We start from the raw sequence: 15,727 nt of genomic DNA on the forward strand, positions 1-15,727 counted from the left end.
TAAGGAGTGTGCCATGCTGCGTCGCCTCATCGTCGCCGCGGTCTCCGCCATGCTGCTTATCGACGCCCCCTCCCCCGCCGCCGCCTCCGACGTCGTCGTCACCGGCCCGTCCTGCACCTTCCTCTACTCGGCCGCCGAACGGGAGCAGATGCTCGCCCTGTCCGGGGTGTTCGCGGCGAACTGGTCCGCCGAGATTCTCCGGGACATCCCCGCGGCCGCCGACGACCTGGCGGTGGCCCGCACCTGGCACGCCGACAAGACCTCCGACGCGCTCCCGTCCATGCCGGAGCACGTCCGCGCCGCCATCGAACGGGTCAACACCGCCGGCCACCGCGTCGGTTACGCGGAGGACGAGGCGGTGGCCCCGCTGCGGATCCTCGTCGAGCGCAATGACCTGCGGGAATCTCAGCGCCCGTGGCAGATCCTCGACCGGGATGACGCCCGCGACCGCCTGGCCGCCAGCCGGGACCGCCTCACCCCCACCTTGCTGAGCGAGTCCCGCGACGGCCTGTCCGTCGCCGCCGGGGAGTCGTGGCTCCGCGCCTGGGAACGCACCCCCGGAGCGCAGGCCGAGTCCGAGGCCTCCCGCGCGGAGCTCGCCCTGTGCGCGACGGGTACCGCCGGTTCCGTCGACCGGTCGACCGCCCAGTCGGACCTCACCCCGCCGCCCGCGACGCGGCTGCCGTTGCTGGGGGTGCCGATGGGCAAGGTGCACTCGGCGTTCGTCATGGCGTTGCTGGAGGATGTCGGCAGCCTCCCGGAATCGCTTCGCTGACGAAACCACACGGGTGGCTGCCATCTCGCCTGCTTACGCGGGCGTCGATAGGCTGCACGACGCCCACGGGCAGCAGGACGTGCACCGGCGGCGGTTAGACCTCGAGGGCGAGAATGTCCGCGACGGTCTCCCGGCGCAGCATGAGCTTGGCCTTGCCGGCGCGCACGGCGACGACCGGCGGGCGGCCAAAGGCGTTGTAGCGCGAGGACATGGCGTAGGCGTAGGCACCCGTCGCGGCGACGGCCACGAGGTCGCCGACGGCGATGTCGGAGGGGTACGCGGCGTCGCGCACGAGGATGTCGCCGGACTCGCAGTGCGAGCCGACGAGGCGGGACTCCACGGCCTCGCCCTCGGTGAAACGGTTGACGAGGCGGGCGTCGTACAGCGCGTCGTAGAGGGCCGGGCGGATGTTGTCGGACATGCCGCCGTCGACGGAGATGTAGCGGCGCTTCGCCTCCTCGGAGACGGTGACGTCCTTGACGGTGCCTACCTCGTAGACGGTGACGGTGCCGGGGCCGGCGATGGCGCGGCCCGGTTCGACGAGCACGACGGGGGGCTCGATGCCCAGCTCGGCGGCGGTCTTCGCGACGGCCGTGAGCAGGTCGTGGGCGACCTCGTCGACGTTGAGGGGTTGCTCGTCCTCGGTGTAGGCGATGCCGTAGCCGCCGCCGAGGTCGAGCTCCGGCAGCTGCACGCCCAGCTCGCGGTGGATCTGCGAGTACAGGCCGAGGACGCGGTCGGCGGCCATGGTGAAGCCCTCGGCGTCGAAGACCTGGGAGCCGACGTGACAGTGCAGCCCGACGAGCTCGAGGTTCTCGGCGCGGACGGCGGCCTCGGCGGCGCGGTAGGCGGAGCCGGAGGCAAGGGAGAAGCCGAACTTCTGGTCCTCGTGGGAGGTGGCGATCGCCTCGTGGGTGTGAGCCTCGATGCCGGGCTTGACGCGGATCATGACCTTCTGCACGGTGTCCTGACCGGCGGCGATGGCGTCGAGAAGCTCGAGTTCGGACTCGGAGTCCAGCACCACGTGGCCGACGCCCTCGGTGACGCACGCCCGGAGGAAGGCGGGGCCCTTGTTGTTGCCGTGCGCGGTCATGCGGGCGGCCGGGAAGTCGGCGGCCAGCGCGATCTTCAGCTCATTGAGCGAGGCGACGTCGAGGGACAGGCCCTCCTCGTCCACCCAGCGCGCGATGGTGCGGGTGAGGAACGCCTTCGACGCGTAGTGGACGTTCTCCGGGCCGCCGAAGGCGCGGGCCATGTCCTGGCAGCGCGAGCGGAAGTCATCCTCGTCGACGACGAAGACGGGGGTGCCGTACTCCTCGGCGATCTCGGGCAGCGGCACACCGGCGACGGTGACCACGCCGTCCTCCTGGCGCACGGCGTTGCGCGGCCAGACGTGAGCGGGCAGGTCGTTGAAGTCAGAACTCATACGCTTACATCCTCTCCGGGGCGGTGACACCGACCAGGCCGAGCGCGTTGGCCAGGGTCTGGCGGGTGGCGGCGGCCAGCGCCAGACGAGCGGTGTGGATCGGCGCCGCCTCCTCGTCCGCCTTCGGCAGGATCTGGCAGTTGTCGTAGAAGCGGTGGAAGACGCCGGCCAGTTCCTCAGCGTAACGGGCGATGCGGTGCGGCTCACGCAGTTCCGCTGCGGCCTTGACCACAGCGGGGAACTCGCCGAGGGTGCGGATGAGGTCGCCCTCGCGCTCGTGGGTGAGCAGGGAGAGGTCCGGGTTGTCGGCGGTGACGCCCAGCTCGGCGGCCTTGCGGGCGATGGAGCACAGGCGGGCGTGGCCGTACTGCACGTAGTAGACGGGGTTGTCGGAGGACTGCGAGGCCCACAGCGCCAGGTCGATGTCCAGGGAGGAGTCGACGGAGGAGCGGATGAGGGAGTAGCGGGCGGCGTCGATGCCGATGGCCTCGACGAGGTCGTCGAGGGTGATGACGGTGCCGGCGCGCTTGGACATGCGCACGGCCTCACCGTCACGGACGAGGTTGACCATCTGGCCGATCATGACCTCGACCTGGTCGGCGTCGTAGCCCAGGGCGGCCGCGGCGGCCTTGAGGCGGGCGACGTAGCCGTGGTGGTCGGCGCCGAGCATGTAGATGCACAGGTTGTGGCCGCGGTCGATCTTGTCCGCCACGTAGGCGATGTCGCCGGCGATGTAGGCGGCGTCGCCGTCGGACTTGATGACGACACGGTCCTTGTCGTCGCCGAAGTCGGTGGAGCGCAGCCACCAGGCGCCCTCGGACTCGTAGAGGTTGCCGTTGTCCTTGAGGGTCTGCACGGCCTTGTCCACCGCGCCCGACTCGAAGAGCGAGTTCTCGTGGAAGTACACGTCGAAATCGGTGCCGAACTCGTGCAGCGAGGACTTGATGTGGTCGAACATCATCTCCACGCCCGCGGCGCGGAAGGTCTCCTGGACGTCCGCCGACTCCAGCGCGTCCGGGTGCTTGTCGAGAACCGCCTGCGCGATCTCCCGGATGTAGTCACCGCCGTAACCGTCCTCCGGGGTCGGCTCACCCTTCGCGGCCGCCACCAGGGAGCGGGCGAAACGGTCGATCTGGCCGCCGTGGTCGTTGAAGTAGTACTCGCGGGTGACCTGCGCGCCCGCGGCGGTGAGCACCCGGCCCAGGGAATCGCCGACGGCCGCCCAGCGGGTGCCGCCCAGGTGGATCGGGCCGGTCGGGTTCGCGGAGACGAACTCGAGGTTGATCCGCTGACCGTCGTAGATGTCGAGGTGACCGTAGTCCGCACCGGCGGCGAGGATCTTCGCCACGATCTCACCCTGCGCGGCCGCCGCCAGGCGGATGTTGATAAAGCCCGGGCCCGCGATCTCGGCTTCGTCGATCGCGGGGTCGGCGGACAGGGCGTCGGCAAGCAGCGTGGCCAGCTCGCGCGGGTTCATCCCGACCTTCTTGGCCACCTGCAGGGCCAGGTTCGTGGCGTAGTCGCCGTGCTCCGGGTTGCGGGGACGCTCGACGACGACCGGGTCGGGCAGCACAGAGGTGTCGAGGTCGCGGGAGTCCAGCACGCCGGCGGCGGTCTCCCGGATGAGGGACGCAAGATCAGCAGGTGTCATGGGCGATGAGTCTAGTGCACCTCATGATCCGCCTCCCACTGAGGCTTTCGCCGCGGCACTGTCCCGAACGGATAGCCGCGGTTATCATGTAGGCCGACCACAATTATTCGTCATACCTGGAAGTCCTCATGCGCCTCATGCCCCGCTCGCTCGCCGCCGTCGCGACGCTCAGCCTGCTGCCCCTCACCGTGCCGCCTGCCGACGCCGCCCCCGCCATCACCTGGGAGACCTGCCCCGCCCAGGTCACCGACCCGAGCGCTCAGTGCGGGCGTATCGACGTCCCCATGTACCACTCCGACCCCACCGGCGAGACCATCTCCGTCGGCTTCGTCAGCGTGCCCGCCGCCTCCGGCACCGCCCACGGCACCCTGTTCGGCAACCCCGGGGGCCCCGGCGGCGACGCCTACTCCTACTTCGGCGACAACCAGAACTTCGCCTGGCCCGCCGGCATCGTCGACGAATGGGACCGCGTCGCCGTCCAGCCCCGCGGCCTGCCCGGCTCCACCGGCGTCAACTGCGCCGAGGCCGCCTTCTCCATGGGCCTGGCCGACACCCTCACCCGCCAGGGCGGCTTCATCCGCGAAGCCTGCGAGCAGGCCCACCCCGGCTACACCGGCTCCCTCACCACCGACAACACCGTCGACGACTGGGAGTGGGTCCGCCAGGCCCTCGACCGCGAGACGATCTCCATCATGGGCCTGTCCTACGGCACCTACCTCGGCTCCGCCTACGCCACCCGCTACCCCCAGCACACCGACCGCGTCGTCCTCGACTCCGCCATGGACCCCGGCCTCGCCTGGAACGGCATCATGGGCTCCCAGCAGGCCGGCTACGAGCACACCCTCCACGAGTTCCTCACCTGGGTCGCCGACCGCCACGACACCTACGGCCTCGGCGAGACCCCGCTCGCCGTCTACCAGGCCTGGTCCGCCCGCATCGTCGCCGAGACCGGCACCAACCCCACCGTCGTCCCACCGCCGGCCCGGGTCGGCGACCTGCCCCCGGGACTCGGCTCCTCCGGCGAACCCGGCGCACAGGCCTACACCGCCATCAACCCCTTCGTCGTATCCTCCCAGGGCCTGAGCTCCCAGGCCGTCACCGGCGGCAACCAGGCCAACTCCCCCCTCCTCGCCATGACCCGCATGGGCCTGCCCTTCACCTCCCAGTGGGACGGACTCGCCCACATGATCAACGGCACCGCCCCGGTCCCCAGCCCCGAGGAGATGACCGAGGCCATGCCCGAGCAGACCCTCCTGGACACTGCCAACTCCCAGCTCATGCAGCGCCTCATCATGTGCAACGAGAACGCCTACCCCGCCAACCCGGCCGACTACCCCACGTTTGCCTGGACCAACTTCGTCACCGGCGACATCTTCACCGCCCCCAACGCAATGTTCACCTCCGGCGCCGCCTGCGCAGGCGCCGAGCCCATCGCCTCCCTCCCGCCCGTCAACGGCGACGGGCTCGAGACCCGCCCCCTGCTCATCCAGGCCACCACCGACCCACAGACCCCCTACGGCACCCACCGCGTCCTGGCCGATGCGATGGGAGCCCACGTCCTCACCGTCGACGGTGCCGGCCACGGCCACGTCGGCCTGGGCAACAAGGCAGTCGACGACGCCGTCGTCGAGTACCTGCGCACCGGCACCACCTCCGTCACCGAGGTCCCGGGCCTCAACCGCTAGCCGGATTGGGAGGCCCCCGGCCGGGGTGCTAGACTTTCACCGTTGTCATCCCCACCGGGATGGCCACGATGTCTCCGTAGCTCAGTGGATAGAGCATTGGTTTCCGGTACCAAAGGTCGCAGGTTCGAATCCTGTCGGGGACACTTTTTCTGCTCGCGGGGCGATAGCCGGTACGCAAGCCGATTTCCGGCCCCTGAAATCGAGGGAACGTACCGGCTATCGCCCCCGACAGGTAGATCATCGTGCAGCAGTCAGTTTTTGCAGGCCGTTTCCGGGCCCTACTGCACGGTGATCTACCTGCCCTACCGTGCACCCCGCGTTTTCTCTACGCTGGTGTCATGACGAACAGCATCAACGACCTCCTGTCCAAGCTCCCCGTCGATTCGATCGCCTCCCGTCTGGGCGAGGACCCGGCCAAGGTCCGTCAGGCCGCCGAGCAGGTCCTGCCCGCACTGCTGGCCGGCATGGGCGCCAACGCCCAGGACCCGGCGGGCCGTGATTCCCTGGCCAATGCCCTCGACGCGCACAATCCCAACCTCGTCGAGGGGGATGTCAACGTCGACGACATCGACACCCAGGACGGCGCGAAGATCGCCCATCACGTGTTCGGTCCCGACGAGGACAAGGTGGCCCATCAGCTCGGCGGTATCGCGGGCGGTTCGGGTCTGGTGCGCGCGCTCATCCCGATCCTCGCTCCGCTGGTGATGTCCTGGCTGGCCGGCCGCATGCGGCAGGGCGGGGCGGGCAACACGCAGGCGCAGGCCCCGGGCAAGGGTGGTCTGCTGGAGACGATCCTGGGCCAGGTGCTCGGCGGCGGTAACGCGCAGGCACCGTCGCAGGGTGGTCTCGGCGGCGTGCTGGGTGATGTGCTCGGCGGGTTGCTGGGTGGGGGGCGTCGATAAGCGGGGTCGCCAAAGGGTGATGGCGGTTACATAAGCTCTGACGTATAGTGGGGCCCATCCACTCCTCCACCGCACCCTCCTCCTTGGTGGTGGATCAAGGTGCCCGTCCGGGTGCGGTCCTCAACCGCGAGAGAAGAGCACCATGGACAGTTTCAGCACCCGCGACACCCTCACCGTCGGCGACGTCGACTATGAGATTCATCGGCTCGACAGAGTCGACACCACTTCCCGCCTGCCGTACAGCCTGAAGGTTCTCCTGGAGAATCTGCTGCGCACCGAGGACGGCAGGCTGGTCACCCGTGAGCAGATCGACGCGCTAAGGAAATGGAGACCGGACAGCGCGGCGGAGGAGGAGATCCAGTTCTCCCCCGCCCGCGTCCTCATGCAGGATTTCACGGGCGTGCCGTGTGTCGTCGATCTCGTCGCCATGCGTGACGCGATGACCGATCTCGGCGGCGACCCGAAGAAGATCAACCCGCTCATCCCGGGTGAGCTGGTCATCGACCACTCGGTCATCGCCGACGCGTTCGGCCGCCCGGACGCCCTCGACATCAACAACCAGCTCGAGTTCGAGCGCAACGAGGAGCGCTACCAGCTGCTGCGCTGGGCCCAGGAGTCCTTCTCCGATTTCGTGGTGGTGCCGCCGGACACCGGCATCTGCCATCAGGTGAACCTCGAGTACCTGTCGCGCGTGGTGTTCACCCGTGAGCGCGACGGCGTGACGCAGGCGTATCCGGACACGCTGGTCGGCACCGATTCGCACACCCCGATGGTCAACGGTCTGGGCGTGCTGGGCTGGGGTGTGGGCGGCATCGAGGCGGAGGCTGCCATGCTCGGCCAGCCGGCCAGCCTCATCATCCCGGAGGTCGTCGGCCTCAAGCTGACGGGTGAGCTCCCGGCGGGCACCACCGCCACGGACCTCGTCCTCACCGTCACGGAGCTGCTGCGTGAGACCCGCGTGGTGGGCAAGTTCGTCGAGTTCTTCGGCCCCGGTGTGGCGAACATCCCGCTGGCCAACCGCGCCACCCTGGGCAACATGAGTCCGGAGTACGGAGCGACGGTGGCCATCTTCCCCGTTGACGACGTCACCCTCGACTACCTGCGGCTCACCGGCCGTGAGGAGCAGCAGATCGCGCTCGTCGAGGAGTACGCCAAGATTCAGGGCCTGTGGCATGACCCGGACGCCCCGGCGGAGTACAGCGAGGTCGTCGAGCTGGATCTGGCGACGGTCACTCCGTCGATCGCCGGCCCGAAGCGCCCCCAGGACCGCATCGATCTGAGTGACGCCCCGGCCACGGTCCTGGGCCTGCTGGCCGATGAGCACAGCATCTACGAGCCGGCGGAGGGCGGTGTCGACGACGCGTCCGCGGACTCCTTCCCCGCCAGTGACCCGGTGTCGCTGACCCCCTCGGACCAGCGTCGCGACGCCCCGCCCCGCCGGCTCTCCCGCGAGCAGCTCACCGCCAACGCCCAGCTGGGCTGGCCGTCGGACCCGGTGGACGTGGTCATCAACGACACCCCGGCGATCCTCGACCACGGTGACGTGGTCATCGCGGCGATCACCTCGTGCACCAACACCTCCAACCCGTCGGTCATGCTCGGTGCGGCGCTGCTGGCGAAGAAGGCCGTGGAGCGCGGCATGCGGACCCGCCCGTGGGTGAAGACCACCCTGGCGCCGGGGTCGCGCGTGGTCACCGACTACTACGATCGCGCGGGGCTCACGGAGTACATGGAGGCGCTGGGTTTCCACAACGTCGGCTACGGCTGCACCACCTGCATCGGCAACTCCGGCCCGCTCATCCCCGAGGTGAGCGAGGCGGTGACGGACCGGAACCTCAACGTCGCGTCCGTGCTGTCGGGCAACCGCAACTTCGAGGGGCGCATCCACCCGGATGTGAAGATGAACTTCCTCGCCTCCCCGCCGCTGGTCATCGCCTATGCGCTGGCGGGCAGCCTGCACACGGATCTGCTCAGCGAGCCACTCGGGGAGGACGCCGACGGCAACGACGTCTTCCTCAGGGACATCTGGCCCACCGAGGAGGAGATCCGGGAGGTCGTGGAGGACAACGTCCGCGCCGAGATGTTCACCGACGGTTACGCGGACGTCTTCGAGGGCGACGCCAACTGGCAGGGCATGGACGTGCCCGCGGGCGACAAGTACGACTGGACCCCCGACTCCACCTACATCCGCAGGCCCCCCTACTTCGACGGCATGGAGGTCGAGCCCTCCCCGGTGGAGGACATCGAGGGGGCACGCGTCCTGGCGCTGCTGGGCGATTCGGTGACCACCGACCACATCTCCCCCGCCGGCACCATCAGCCCGGCCTCCCCGGCGGGCCGCTGGCTGCAGGAGCAGGGGGTGGCACCGGAGGACTTCAACTCCTACGGTTCCCGCCGCGGCAACCACGACGTCATGGTGCGCGGCACGTTCGCCAACGTGCGTCTGCGCAACCAGCTCGCCCCGGGCACGGAGGGTGGCGTCACCCGTCACCTGCCGGACGGGGAGGAGATGTCGATCTACGACGCCGCCGTGCGCTACCGGGAGGAGGGCGTGCCCCTCGTGGTCGTGGCGGGTGCCGAGTACGGTTCCGGGTCCTCCCGCGACTGGGCCGCCAAGGGCACGTCTCTGCTGGGCGTGCGCGCGGTCATCGCGGAGTCCTACGAGCGCATCCACCGTTCCAACCTGGTGGGCATGGGCGTGCTGCCGCTGCAGTTCCCGGAGGGGGAGAGCGCGGAGAGCCTGGGTCTCACCGGGGAGGAGGAGTTCTCCGTCACCGGCCTGGCCGGATCCGAGGAGTTGCCGGCGACCGTCACCGTCCGGGCCGGGGACGCCGAGTTCGAGGCGGTGGTCCGTGTCGACACCCCGGCGGAGGAGGCGTACTACCGCCACGGCGGCATCCTGCCCTACGTCCTGCGGCAGCTGCTGTGACGGGGGCGTCGATAAGCGGGTATGATGAGATATCACCAAAACCCCGACAAGAAAGGCCGCGCAATGCTGTTCCTGGCACGCATGGATGTCACGTTCCCCGAGTCCCTCACCCCTGAGCAGGTCGCCGACTTCCAGGTCCGCGAGAAGGAGTACTCGGGCAACCTGCAGTCCGAGGGCATCATGAAGGGCATCTGGCGTGTGGTCGGCGAGTACGCGAACTACTCCATCTACGACGTCCGCGACAACGACCACCTGCACGAGGTGCTCTCCGGGTTCCCGATGTACAAGTACATGTCCATCAAGGTCACCCCGCTGGCGCAGCACCCGAACGCCACCCGCGACTTCTTCTAGTCCCCCGCTTATCGACGAACCGCCCGTCCCCCACGTTCGTGGGCGACGGGCGGTGTCCTTTCCGGTCCTGTCCGGGGTGTCACTCCTGGGGCATGATGAACCAGGCTACGATGTAGGCCAGCAGCGGGGTACCGGAGCCGACGAGCGAGACCGCGATGAAGATGAGGCGGACGAGCGTCGGGTTCCAGTTGTAGGTCTCCGCGATGCCGCCCAGGACACCGGCCACGTAGCGGTCGGTGAGCGAGCGGGTGAGGCGGCGCTGGTGCATCGGGGTGTTGAAGTCGTTCATGGTGGGGCTCCTTCGGAGGGTGTTGATCTCTGTCGCTGTCACCTTCATTGTCTCCTCCGGTGCACGGGTAGCGCATCCGGTGAAGCCCCCAATAAACCCTGAGATCAGCAGTCGGCGTCGTCGTCGAGAAGCGAGCCGCAGAACTCGGGGTGGCCGGGCACGTTGGTGACGGCGATGACCTGCTCCATGAAGGTCTTGAGCTGGGCGTGCTGCTCCGGGGTCATGTGATCGAAGACGACGCGGCGTACGCTCTCGACGTGCTCGGGGGCGGCGGAGCGCAGGCGGCGCATGCCCTCGTCGGTGAGGGAGACGATGACGCCGCGGGCATCCCCCTCGCTTTTGCGCTTGGTCACCAGGCCGCGGCGTTCCATGCGGGTGATCTGGTGGGAGGTGCGGGAGCGGTCCCAGTCGAGGCCGGCGCACAGGTCACGCAGGCGCAGGGCCTGGTCCTCGGCCTCAGAGAGGGAGACGAGCACGGAGAACTCGGAGCTCGACAGGTCGCTGCATGCCTGGAGGGTGTCGTCCATGACGCGGTCGATCTTGCGCATCCCCGCGAGAAGGAGTCGCCACAGCGCCTGCTCGTCGTCGTTGAGCCATCGTGCCTCGGTTGCCATGCCCTCGACTATAGCCCCCCATAGGCGGGAGCAATAATCCTTTTCGGGGCGTCGGCGACTTCTGCCACGCGGGTGAGGGATGTTGTATTCACGCTCTACCTGCCTTTTCTCGAATATGTGACATCTACCCTACCTTTCTTGTTGACAGATCACCAAGATGTGTTAAAGTGTGACACGTACACAACAACGTCTCTAGGAGAAAACAACATGACTGACTACAACGGCACCTGGGTCCTCGACACCGCTCACACCGACATCGCCTTCGTGGCCCGCCACGCCATGGTGACCAAGGTCCGCGGCACCTTCGACGAGTTCGAGGGCTCCGTCGTCGTCGACCAGGAGAACCCGGCCGCCTCCGTCGCCAAGGCCGTCATCAAGACCGCCTCCGTCAACACCGGCAACGCCGACCGCGACGGCCACGTCCGCGGCGACGACTTCTTCTCCGTCGAGCAGTTCCCGGAGATGACCTTCGAGTCCACCTCCTTCGACATTCAGGGCAACTCCGGCACCGTCACCGGTGACCTCACCCTCAAGGGCATCACCAAGCCGGTCACCCTCGACGTCGAGATCTTCGGTGTCGAAGAGGACCCCTTCGGCAACACCCGCATCGGCTTCGAGGCCTCCACCAAGATCAACCGCAAGGACTTCGGCGTCGACTTCCAGGCCCCGCTGGGCTCCGGTGGCGTCCTCGTCTCCGAGCAGATCACCATCCAGATCGACGGCTCCGGCATCAAGCAGGCCTAAGCCCCACGTCACACAGTTGACCCCCGCTCCCTTTCCAGGGCGCGGGGGTTCTCTCGCTTATCGACGCACGCTCTCACACCGCTCGGCCTCACGGGCCTCGGTGCCGGGATCCTCCTCCGGAACGGACGGGGCCGTGGCGGCGGGCTCCTTCTTCTCCGGGCGCGGATCCATGAGCCACGCGACGAGGGAACCGAAGACCAGGCCCCAGAACGGGGCAGTGATGCCGAACAACGTCAGCTCGGAGACGGTGATCAGGAAGCACACGAGGGCACCCGTCGAGAATGCGCCGGAGAAACCGGCGACGAAGGCGTTCTTCAGCGGGACCAGCATGGCGATACCCGCCAGTGCCGCGATGAAGGAACCGGGCATCGCCAGCATGAAGCCGACGAACGCCGGGGCGAACAGGCCGACGGCGACGGCACCGAGCGCGGTGACCATGGCCGCCGCGTAGTGACGCTGCCGGTCCGGACCGGAGACGATGAGCGCGTTGGTCGGGCCCGTCAGGCAGGTGGTGACGTTGCCGATGAACGCCATGGGGATCGACACCAGTCCCGCGGCCGCCGACGCGAGGTTGACGCCCGGGCGGTGACCCGCGGCGCGGAGCACGGCGATCCCCTGCCCGTTCTGCACGATGACGACGGTGATCGCCAGGGGCAGCACGAGCTCGACCATCGCGGCCCAGGAGAACTCCGGGGTGATGAGGACGGGCGTGGTGATGACGCCGTCGTCGAGGATGCCCGACCCCAGACGCCCGGACGCGATGGCGATCGCGGTGCCGACGACCGCCGCCACCGCCACCGGCGGCGCGACCGCGGCGATCCGGGGTGCGGCACTGAGCGCCACGAACACCAGCACCATGGGCACCGCGATGAAGGGGTCACCGGTGACCGCCGTGACGAGCTCCAGCCCGAAGCGCAGGAAGATGCCGGCCACCATGGCCATGACGATCGTCGGCGGCAGGGCGGCCATGATCCGCCCGATCAGCCCCGTCCAGCCGAGGAGGAACACCAGCACACCCGTGGCCACGTAGGCGCCGACCACCTCCGCGAAACTGAGGTGGGTGAGGGCGTCACCGGCAAGGACGGTGCCGGGGATGGTCCAGAAGTAGGCCTGGGGGTACCGGTAGAGCCAGGTGAGGAAGAGAGTGAGAAGGCCGTTGCCGAGGAAGGCGCCGAAGATCCACGACGACGTCTCATCGGGCGACAGGTTCCCGGCCGCGGCGGCCGCCAGAATAACGGCGATGGGCCCGGAGGCGGAGAAGATGAGGGCGACGAGTCCGTTGCCGACCTCCTGGGGCCCGGCGTCACGCAGAATCTCCCGGAGGGAGGGGCGCGGCAGCTCCGGTTTCTCGATGGCGAGCAGCGGGGAAATGGCCATGGACACTCCTGAAAAGTATGACTAGATGCCTGGGGCGAGTGTGGCACAGCCCACAGATACTTGCATCAGGCACACCCCCTCACATGACCCAGGGGGTCCCGTGCGCACCCCGCAGGGTGGTGCCGCCTCGGTGTTCCCACGTCAATTTCCGGCGCTCTCCGCGTTTTCCCAGGTCGCGCGCTGTGGCGGATGGGATGTACGTGGGAACACCGAGGTCATACCTTCTGTTGCAGCTGAACCATCACCGAACCACACGCCGGTGGCCCAGTCCGGCGGTGGACGCACCGCAAAATGGTCCGTTGTGGTGACATTGAAACAACCTGCGGGATGATGCCCGTCCTGGTTCGTGGAACCGCTACCCCACCGGGCCGGACTTCAGCTCCTCGATCGCGTACTCCGTGCGGCCGCCGACCCGCTCGTAGCGCTGCGGCACGCAGGTGAGCACGATGACCTGTCCGGTGTCCCCCAGGCGGGAGAACAGTGTCGCCATGAGCTGCAGGCGGGACGGGTCGGTGGAACCGAGGGCGTCGTCGACGATGACGGGCACCGGCACCTGACCGTCGCCGGTGTCCAGGGCAGTGAGCTGGGCGATGGCGAAACGGGTGAGGATCGCCAGCTGCTCCTTCGCGCCACCGGACAGATCCGCGAGTGGCACGGTGTCCGTGCCGATGCTGCGCCGGGTGACCTCGAGCTGGTCGGAGAGACCGAACTCCACATCCGGGCCGAACACCGGGCGGGCCAGGCGGGTGAGCTGTTCGGCGAAGGGCCGGGCATAGCGGGCACGTGCCTCCGCACGGTGGCGGTGCAGGGTGTCACGGAGGAGCTGCACGGCCTCGGCGCGGCGGTTGACGGAATCCAGGCGGTGCTGCGCCGCCGCGAGGGCGGAGGCTGCCTTGTCGAGGCGTTCGGCCGCGCCCTGTGCCTGGTGGATGTAGCCCTTGAGCTCGGCGAGATCCTGCTTTGACTGGTTGATGGTGTCGTGGAGGGAGGTGAGCCGGGTCTCGGCACCCCGGTGCAGGTCGGCTGCCAGTTCCGGGTCGGCGGCGGCGACCTCGGCATCGGCGGCACGGCACTGTTCGGCCACCGCGTCGCGGGCCGCGGTGGCCGACTCCACGGCCTGCGCCAGGGTCGCGTCGTCGGCGTCGGCCGCAGCGGCGTCGCGGGCGGCGGTCGCCTGCCGCAGCCGTTCCTCCGCCGCCTCGATGCGGACGCTCAGGGCGGTGAGGGTGTTCTCGGCGCGGCGCTCCCGCCACGGGGTGAGTGCGCGGTCCACCCGCCCCACCTCGGCGGCCGCCTGCTCCCGGGCCTCCTCGGCTTCTTCCACGGCGCGGGCGGCGGCCACGGCGTCGAGGTCCGGGATCTCCTCGTCGGCCAGCGCGGAGTCGAGGCGGGTGAGCTCGGCGTCGAGGGACTCCTCGTCCTCCCCGGCCAGGAGGGTGGTGCGTTCGCGGAGCAGCCCGGCCAGGTCCTCGGAGGCCCGGCGGTGGTTGTCGCGGGCCGCGCGGACGGCGTCGAGGTCGGAAAGGTCGAGCCCGTCGAGGAGATCGCGCAGCACCCCTTCGGCGGCGACCACCGGATCCCCGCCGGAGGAGTCGGTATGACCGGCACGGTAGCGGGCGGTGATTTCCCCGATGACCAGCTCGGTTCCCTCGGTAAGTTCGACGGTGGCATCGAGCGGCACCGCCTCCCCGTCGACGGTGACCGTGGCCCCGGCGGGCCCCGAGAACTCCAGGCGGGCGGCAGCTTGGGCGCGCAGGCGCCGGGCGAGGGTGAGGTCGTTGGTGGCGTCCTCGACGGCGCGGACATCGGCGTCGCTGACGGGGCGTCCGGCGGTGGCGGCCCTAACCTGCGTGATCCGTTCGTTGAGTTCCCGCACGGCGGTGAGCTGGGTGCGCAGCGTGGTGCGGCGGGCAGCATCAGTGACCAGGCGGTGGACGCGGCGGGCTGAACGCAACCTCTCAAGGGAGTCCTTCTCGGCCTGCTGCGCCTGCTCCAGCCGCTCCCCCAGCTCAGCGAGCTGGCGTGTCTCCAGTTCACGGCGTTCCTCGGCCTCCGCGAGGCCAGCAGTGTGGGTGGCCAGCACGGACTCTGCCTCGGTGACGGCGTCACTGAGCTCTGCCCGGCGAGTGACGGCGGCTTCGGCACGGTGCAGGGCCTCGGTCGCCAGCTGGAGTTCGCGGCGCATCCCGGCCGCCTTCTCCTGAGCCTGCTCCGCCAGGCGGGCCTTCTCGGCGAGTTCGCGTTCCTCGGCCTCCGCTGAGGGAAGATCGGCCTCCGCCGCGGCCCGGCGCGCGCTGATCCGGTCGTGGCGGTCGACGTGCCCGGTAAGATCGGCGTGCGCGGTGGCGGCGGCCTGGTGCTCGGCCTGCGCCTGCTCGAGTACGGTGCGGGCCTCCTTGAGCTCGCGGGTCGGCGCCCCCTTGGGGGTGAAGTAGCGCTCGTACTCCTTTTCCACGGCGGTACTCAAGGCGGTGTCCTCGGTGCCGGAGTCACCGTCGTCGCTCACCCCGTCGAGCGCCCGGGTGACCGAGGAGATGCCGACGGCGGAGATCGCGGCGCCGAGATCCCCCTGGCGGAGGAAGAGGGTGCGGGCGAGGTCACGGTCGAGGTGGCGGGAGAGGATCTCCTCCAGCTTCTCCTCGGCGGGCCCGCCGGCGAGGGATTCGCGCTGCGGTGCGGTGATGTGCAGCTCCGCCTTGGCTGCCTTGAGCCAGTTCTTCGTGATGGTGAACGTCACCGGGCCGACCGTGGCGGTCAGGGACACCCGCGGGGCCACGTCGCGGCCCACCGGCCGCCAGGACTTCACGGCCCGGGACTTTCCGCTGTGCTTTTCATACAGCACAGCGTGGAGGGCGTCGAGGATGGTGGACTTGCCCTGTTCGTTGTCACCGTGGATGACGATGACGCCGGTCTCCGGCAGATTCTCCAGCGTGAGGCGCTCGATGCCGCGGAAGTTGTCGATGGTCAGCGAATGGATGCGCATG

At 69.1% G+C, this 15,727-nt stretch carries 12 protein-coding genes and 1 tRNA gene; 7 read left to right on the forward strand and 6 right to left on the reverse strand.

The annotated features are described in order from the left end of the window. Positions 1-13 precede the first annotated feature (13 nt). Positions 14-775: a hypothetical protein gene (locus B9Y70_RS08510; protein ID WP_085549834.1), complete on the forward strand. Its 762-nt coding sequence runs from the start codon at positions 14-16 to the stop codon at positions 773-775. Positions 776-869: 94 nt separating this feature from the next. Here the strand turns inward: B9Y70_RS08510 and lysA are convergent, their stop codons facing one another. Continuing rightward, complete coding sequence (gene lysA, locus B9Y70_RS08515) at positions 870-2,201, reverse strand: diaminopimelate decarboxylase (RefSeq protein ID WP_085549835.1); 1,332 nt, start codon at positions 2,199-2,201, stop codon at positions 870-872. Between the two features lie 4 nt (positions 2,202-2,205). Continuing rightward, complete coding sequence (argS, locus tag B9Y70_RS08520; protein ID WP_085549836.1) at positions 2,206-3,852, reverse strand: arginine--tRNA ligase; 1,647 nt, start codon at positions 3,850-3,852, stop codon at positions 2,206-2,208. A gap of 137 nt (positions 3,853-3,989) precedes the next feature. Here argS and B9Y70_RS08525 point away from each other — a divergent pair, with 137 nt between their 5' ends. The 5 genes from B9Y70_RS08525 to catC all read left to right on the forward strand — a co-directional run bounded on the left by B9Y70_RS08525 (position 3,990) and on the right by catC (position 9,719). Beyond that, a complete protein-coding gene (locus B9Y70_RS08525) occupies positions 3,990-5,537 on the forward strand; it encodes an alpha/beta hydrolase (RefSeq protein WP_143337585.1) in 1,548 nt (515 codons plus the stop codon). 70 nt (positions 5,538-5,607) lie between these two features. Continuing rightward, positions 5,608-5,680 (forward strand) — tRNA-Arg (locus B9Y70_RS08530). Between the two features lie 195 nt (positions 5,681-5,875). Beyond that, positions 5,876-6,439 carry a DUF937 domain-containing protein gene (locus B9Y70_RS08535; RefSeq protein ID WP_085549837.1) on the forward strand — a complete coding sequence of 188 codons (564 nt, stop codon included), beginning with the start codon at positions 5,876-5,878 and terminating at the stop codon, positions 6,437-6,439. Positions 6,440-6,581: 142 nt separating this feature from the next. Next, entirely contained in the window at positions 6,582-9,368 is a 2,787-nt protein-coding gene (acnA, locus tag B9Y70_RS08540) for an aconitate hydratase (protein WP_085549838.1), read from the forward strand. 63 nt (positions 9,369-9,431) lie between these two features. Continuing rightward, entirely contained in the window at positions 9,432-9,719 is a 288-nt protein-coding gene (gene catC, locus B9Y70_RS08545; protein ID WP_085549839.1) for a muconolactone Delta-isomerase, read from the forward strand. Between the two features lie 79 nt (positions 9,720-9,798). Here catC and B9Y70_RS08550 read toward each other — a convergent pair whose 3' ends face one another. Together B9Y70_RS08550 and B9Y70_RS08555 are read right to left on the reverse strand one after the other, a co-directional pair. After that, on the reverse strand, positions 9,799-10,008 hold the full coding sequence (locus B9Y70_RS08550) for a PspC domain-containing protein (RefSeq protein WP_085549840.1): 210 nt from the start codon (positions 10,006-10,008) through the stop codon (positions 9,799-9,801). Positions 10,009-10,112: 104 nt separating this feature from the next. Further along, entirely contained in the window at positions 10,113-10,622 is a 510-nt protein-coding gene (locus B9Y70_RS08555) for a MarR family winged helix-turn-helix transcriptional regulator (protein WP_085549841.1), read from the reverse strand. A 207-nt stretch (positions 10,623-10,829) separates the two neighbouring features. On the opposite strand from B9Y70_RS08555, the gene B9Y70_RS08560 reads away from it, so the two are divergent. After that, positions 10,830-11,366, forward strand: a complete 537-nt coding sequence (locus tag B9Y70_RS08560; protein WP_085549842.1) for a YceI family protein — start codon at positions 10,830-10,832, stop codon at positions 11,364-11,366. Positions 11,367-11,423: 57 nt separating this feature from the next. Here the strand turns inward: B9Y70_RS08560 and B9Y70_RS08565 are convergent, their stop codons facing one another. Further along, the gene (locus B9Y70_RS08565) at positions 11,424-12,743 is read right to left on the reverse strand and encodes a benzoate/H(+) symporter BenE family transporter (RefSeq protein ID WP_085549843.1); all 1,320 of its coding nucleotides are present in this window, start codon (positions 12,741-12,743) and stop codon (positions 11,424-11,426) included. A 355-nt stretch (positions 12,744-13,098) separates the two neighbouring features. Continuing rightward, on the reverse strand, positions 13,099-15,726 hold the full coding sequence (locus B9Y70_RS08570; RefSeq protein ID WP_085549844.1) for an AAA family ATPase: 2,628 nt from the start codon (positions 15,724-15,726) through the stop codon (positions 13,099-13,101). Between the last annotated feature and the right edge of the window lies 1 nt (position 15,727).

Source organism: Corynebacterium pollutisoli (assembly GCF_900177745.1).
GTDB classification, from domain to species: Bacteria; Actinomycetota; Actinomycetes; order Mycobacteriales; family Mycobacteriaceae; genus Corynebacterium; species Corynebacterium pollutisoli.

What these genes read in the sequence shown, in the direction of transcription:
- B9Y70_RS08510 (WP_085549834.1), top strand. Translation starts at nt 14, where the DNA reads ATGCTGCGTCGCCTCATCGTCGCCGCGGTCTCCGCCATGCTGCTTATC.
- lysA (WP_085549835.1), bottom strand. Translation starts at nt 2,201, where the DNA reads ATGAGTTCTGACTTCAACGACCTGCCCGCTCACGTCTGGCCGCGCAAC.
- argS (WP_085549836.1), bottom strand. Translation starts at nt 3,852, where the DNA reads ATGACACCTGCTGATCTTGCGTCCCTCATCCGGGAGACCGCCGCCGGC.
- B9Y70_RS08525 (WP_143337585.1), top strand. Translation starts at nt 3,990, where the DNA reads ATGCCCCGCTCGCTCGCCGCCGTCGCGACGCTCAGCCTGCTGCCCCTC.
- B9Y70_RS08535 (WP_085549837.1), top strand. Translation starts at nt 5,876, where the DNA reads ATGACGAACAGCATCAACGACCTCCTGTCCAAGCTCCCCGTCGATTCG.
- acnA (WP_085549838.1), top strand. Translation starts at nt 6,582, where the DNA reads ATGGACAGTTTCAGCACCCGCGACACCCTCACCGTCGGCGACGTCGAC.
- catC (WP_085549839.1), top strand. Translation starts at nt 9,432, where the DNA reads ATGCTGTTCCTGGCACGCATGGATGTCACGTTCCCCGAGTCCCTCACC.
- B9Y70_RS08550 (WP_085549840.1), bottom strand. Translation starts at nt 10,008, where the DNA reads ATGAACGACTTCAACACCCCGATGCACCAGCGCCGCCTCACCCGCTCG.
- B9Y70_RS08555 (WP_085549841.1), bottom strand. Translation starts at nt 10,622, where the DNA reads ATGGCAACCGAGGCACGATGGCTCAACGACGACGAGCAGGCGCTGTGG.
- B9Y70_RS08560 (WP_085549842.1), top strand. Translation starts at nt 10,830, where the DNA reads ATGACTGACTACAACGGCACCTGGGTCCTCGACACCGCTCACACCGAC.
- B9Y70_RS08565 (WP_085549843.1), bottom strand. Translation starts at nt 12,743, where the DNA reads ATGGCCATTTCCCCGCTGCTCGCCATCGAGAAACCGGAGCTGCCGCGC.
- B9Y70_RS08570 (WP_085549844.1), bottom strand. Translation starts at nt 15,726, where the DNA reads ATGCGCATCCATTCGCTGACCATCGACAACTTCCGCGGCATCGAGCGC.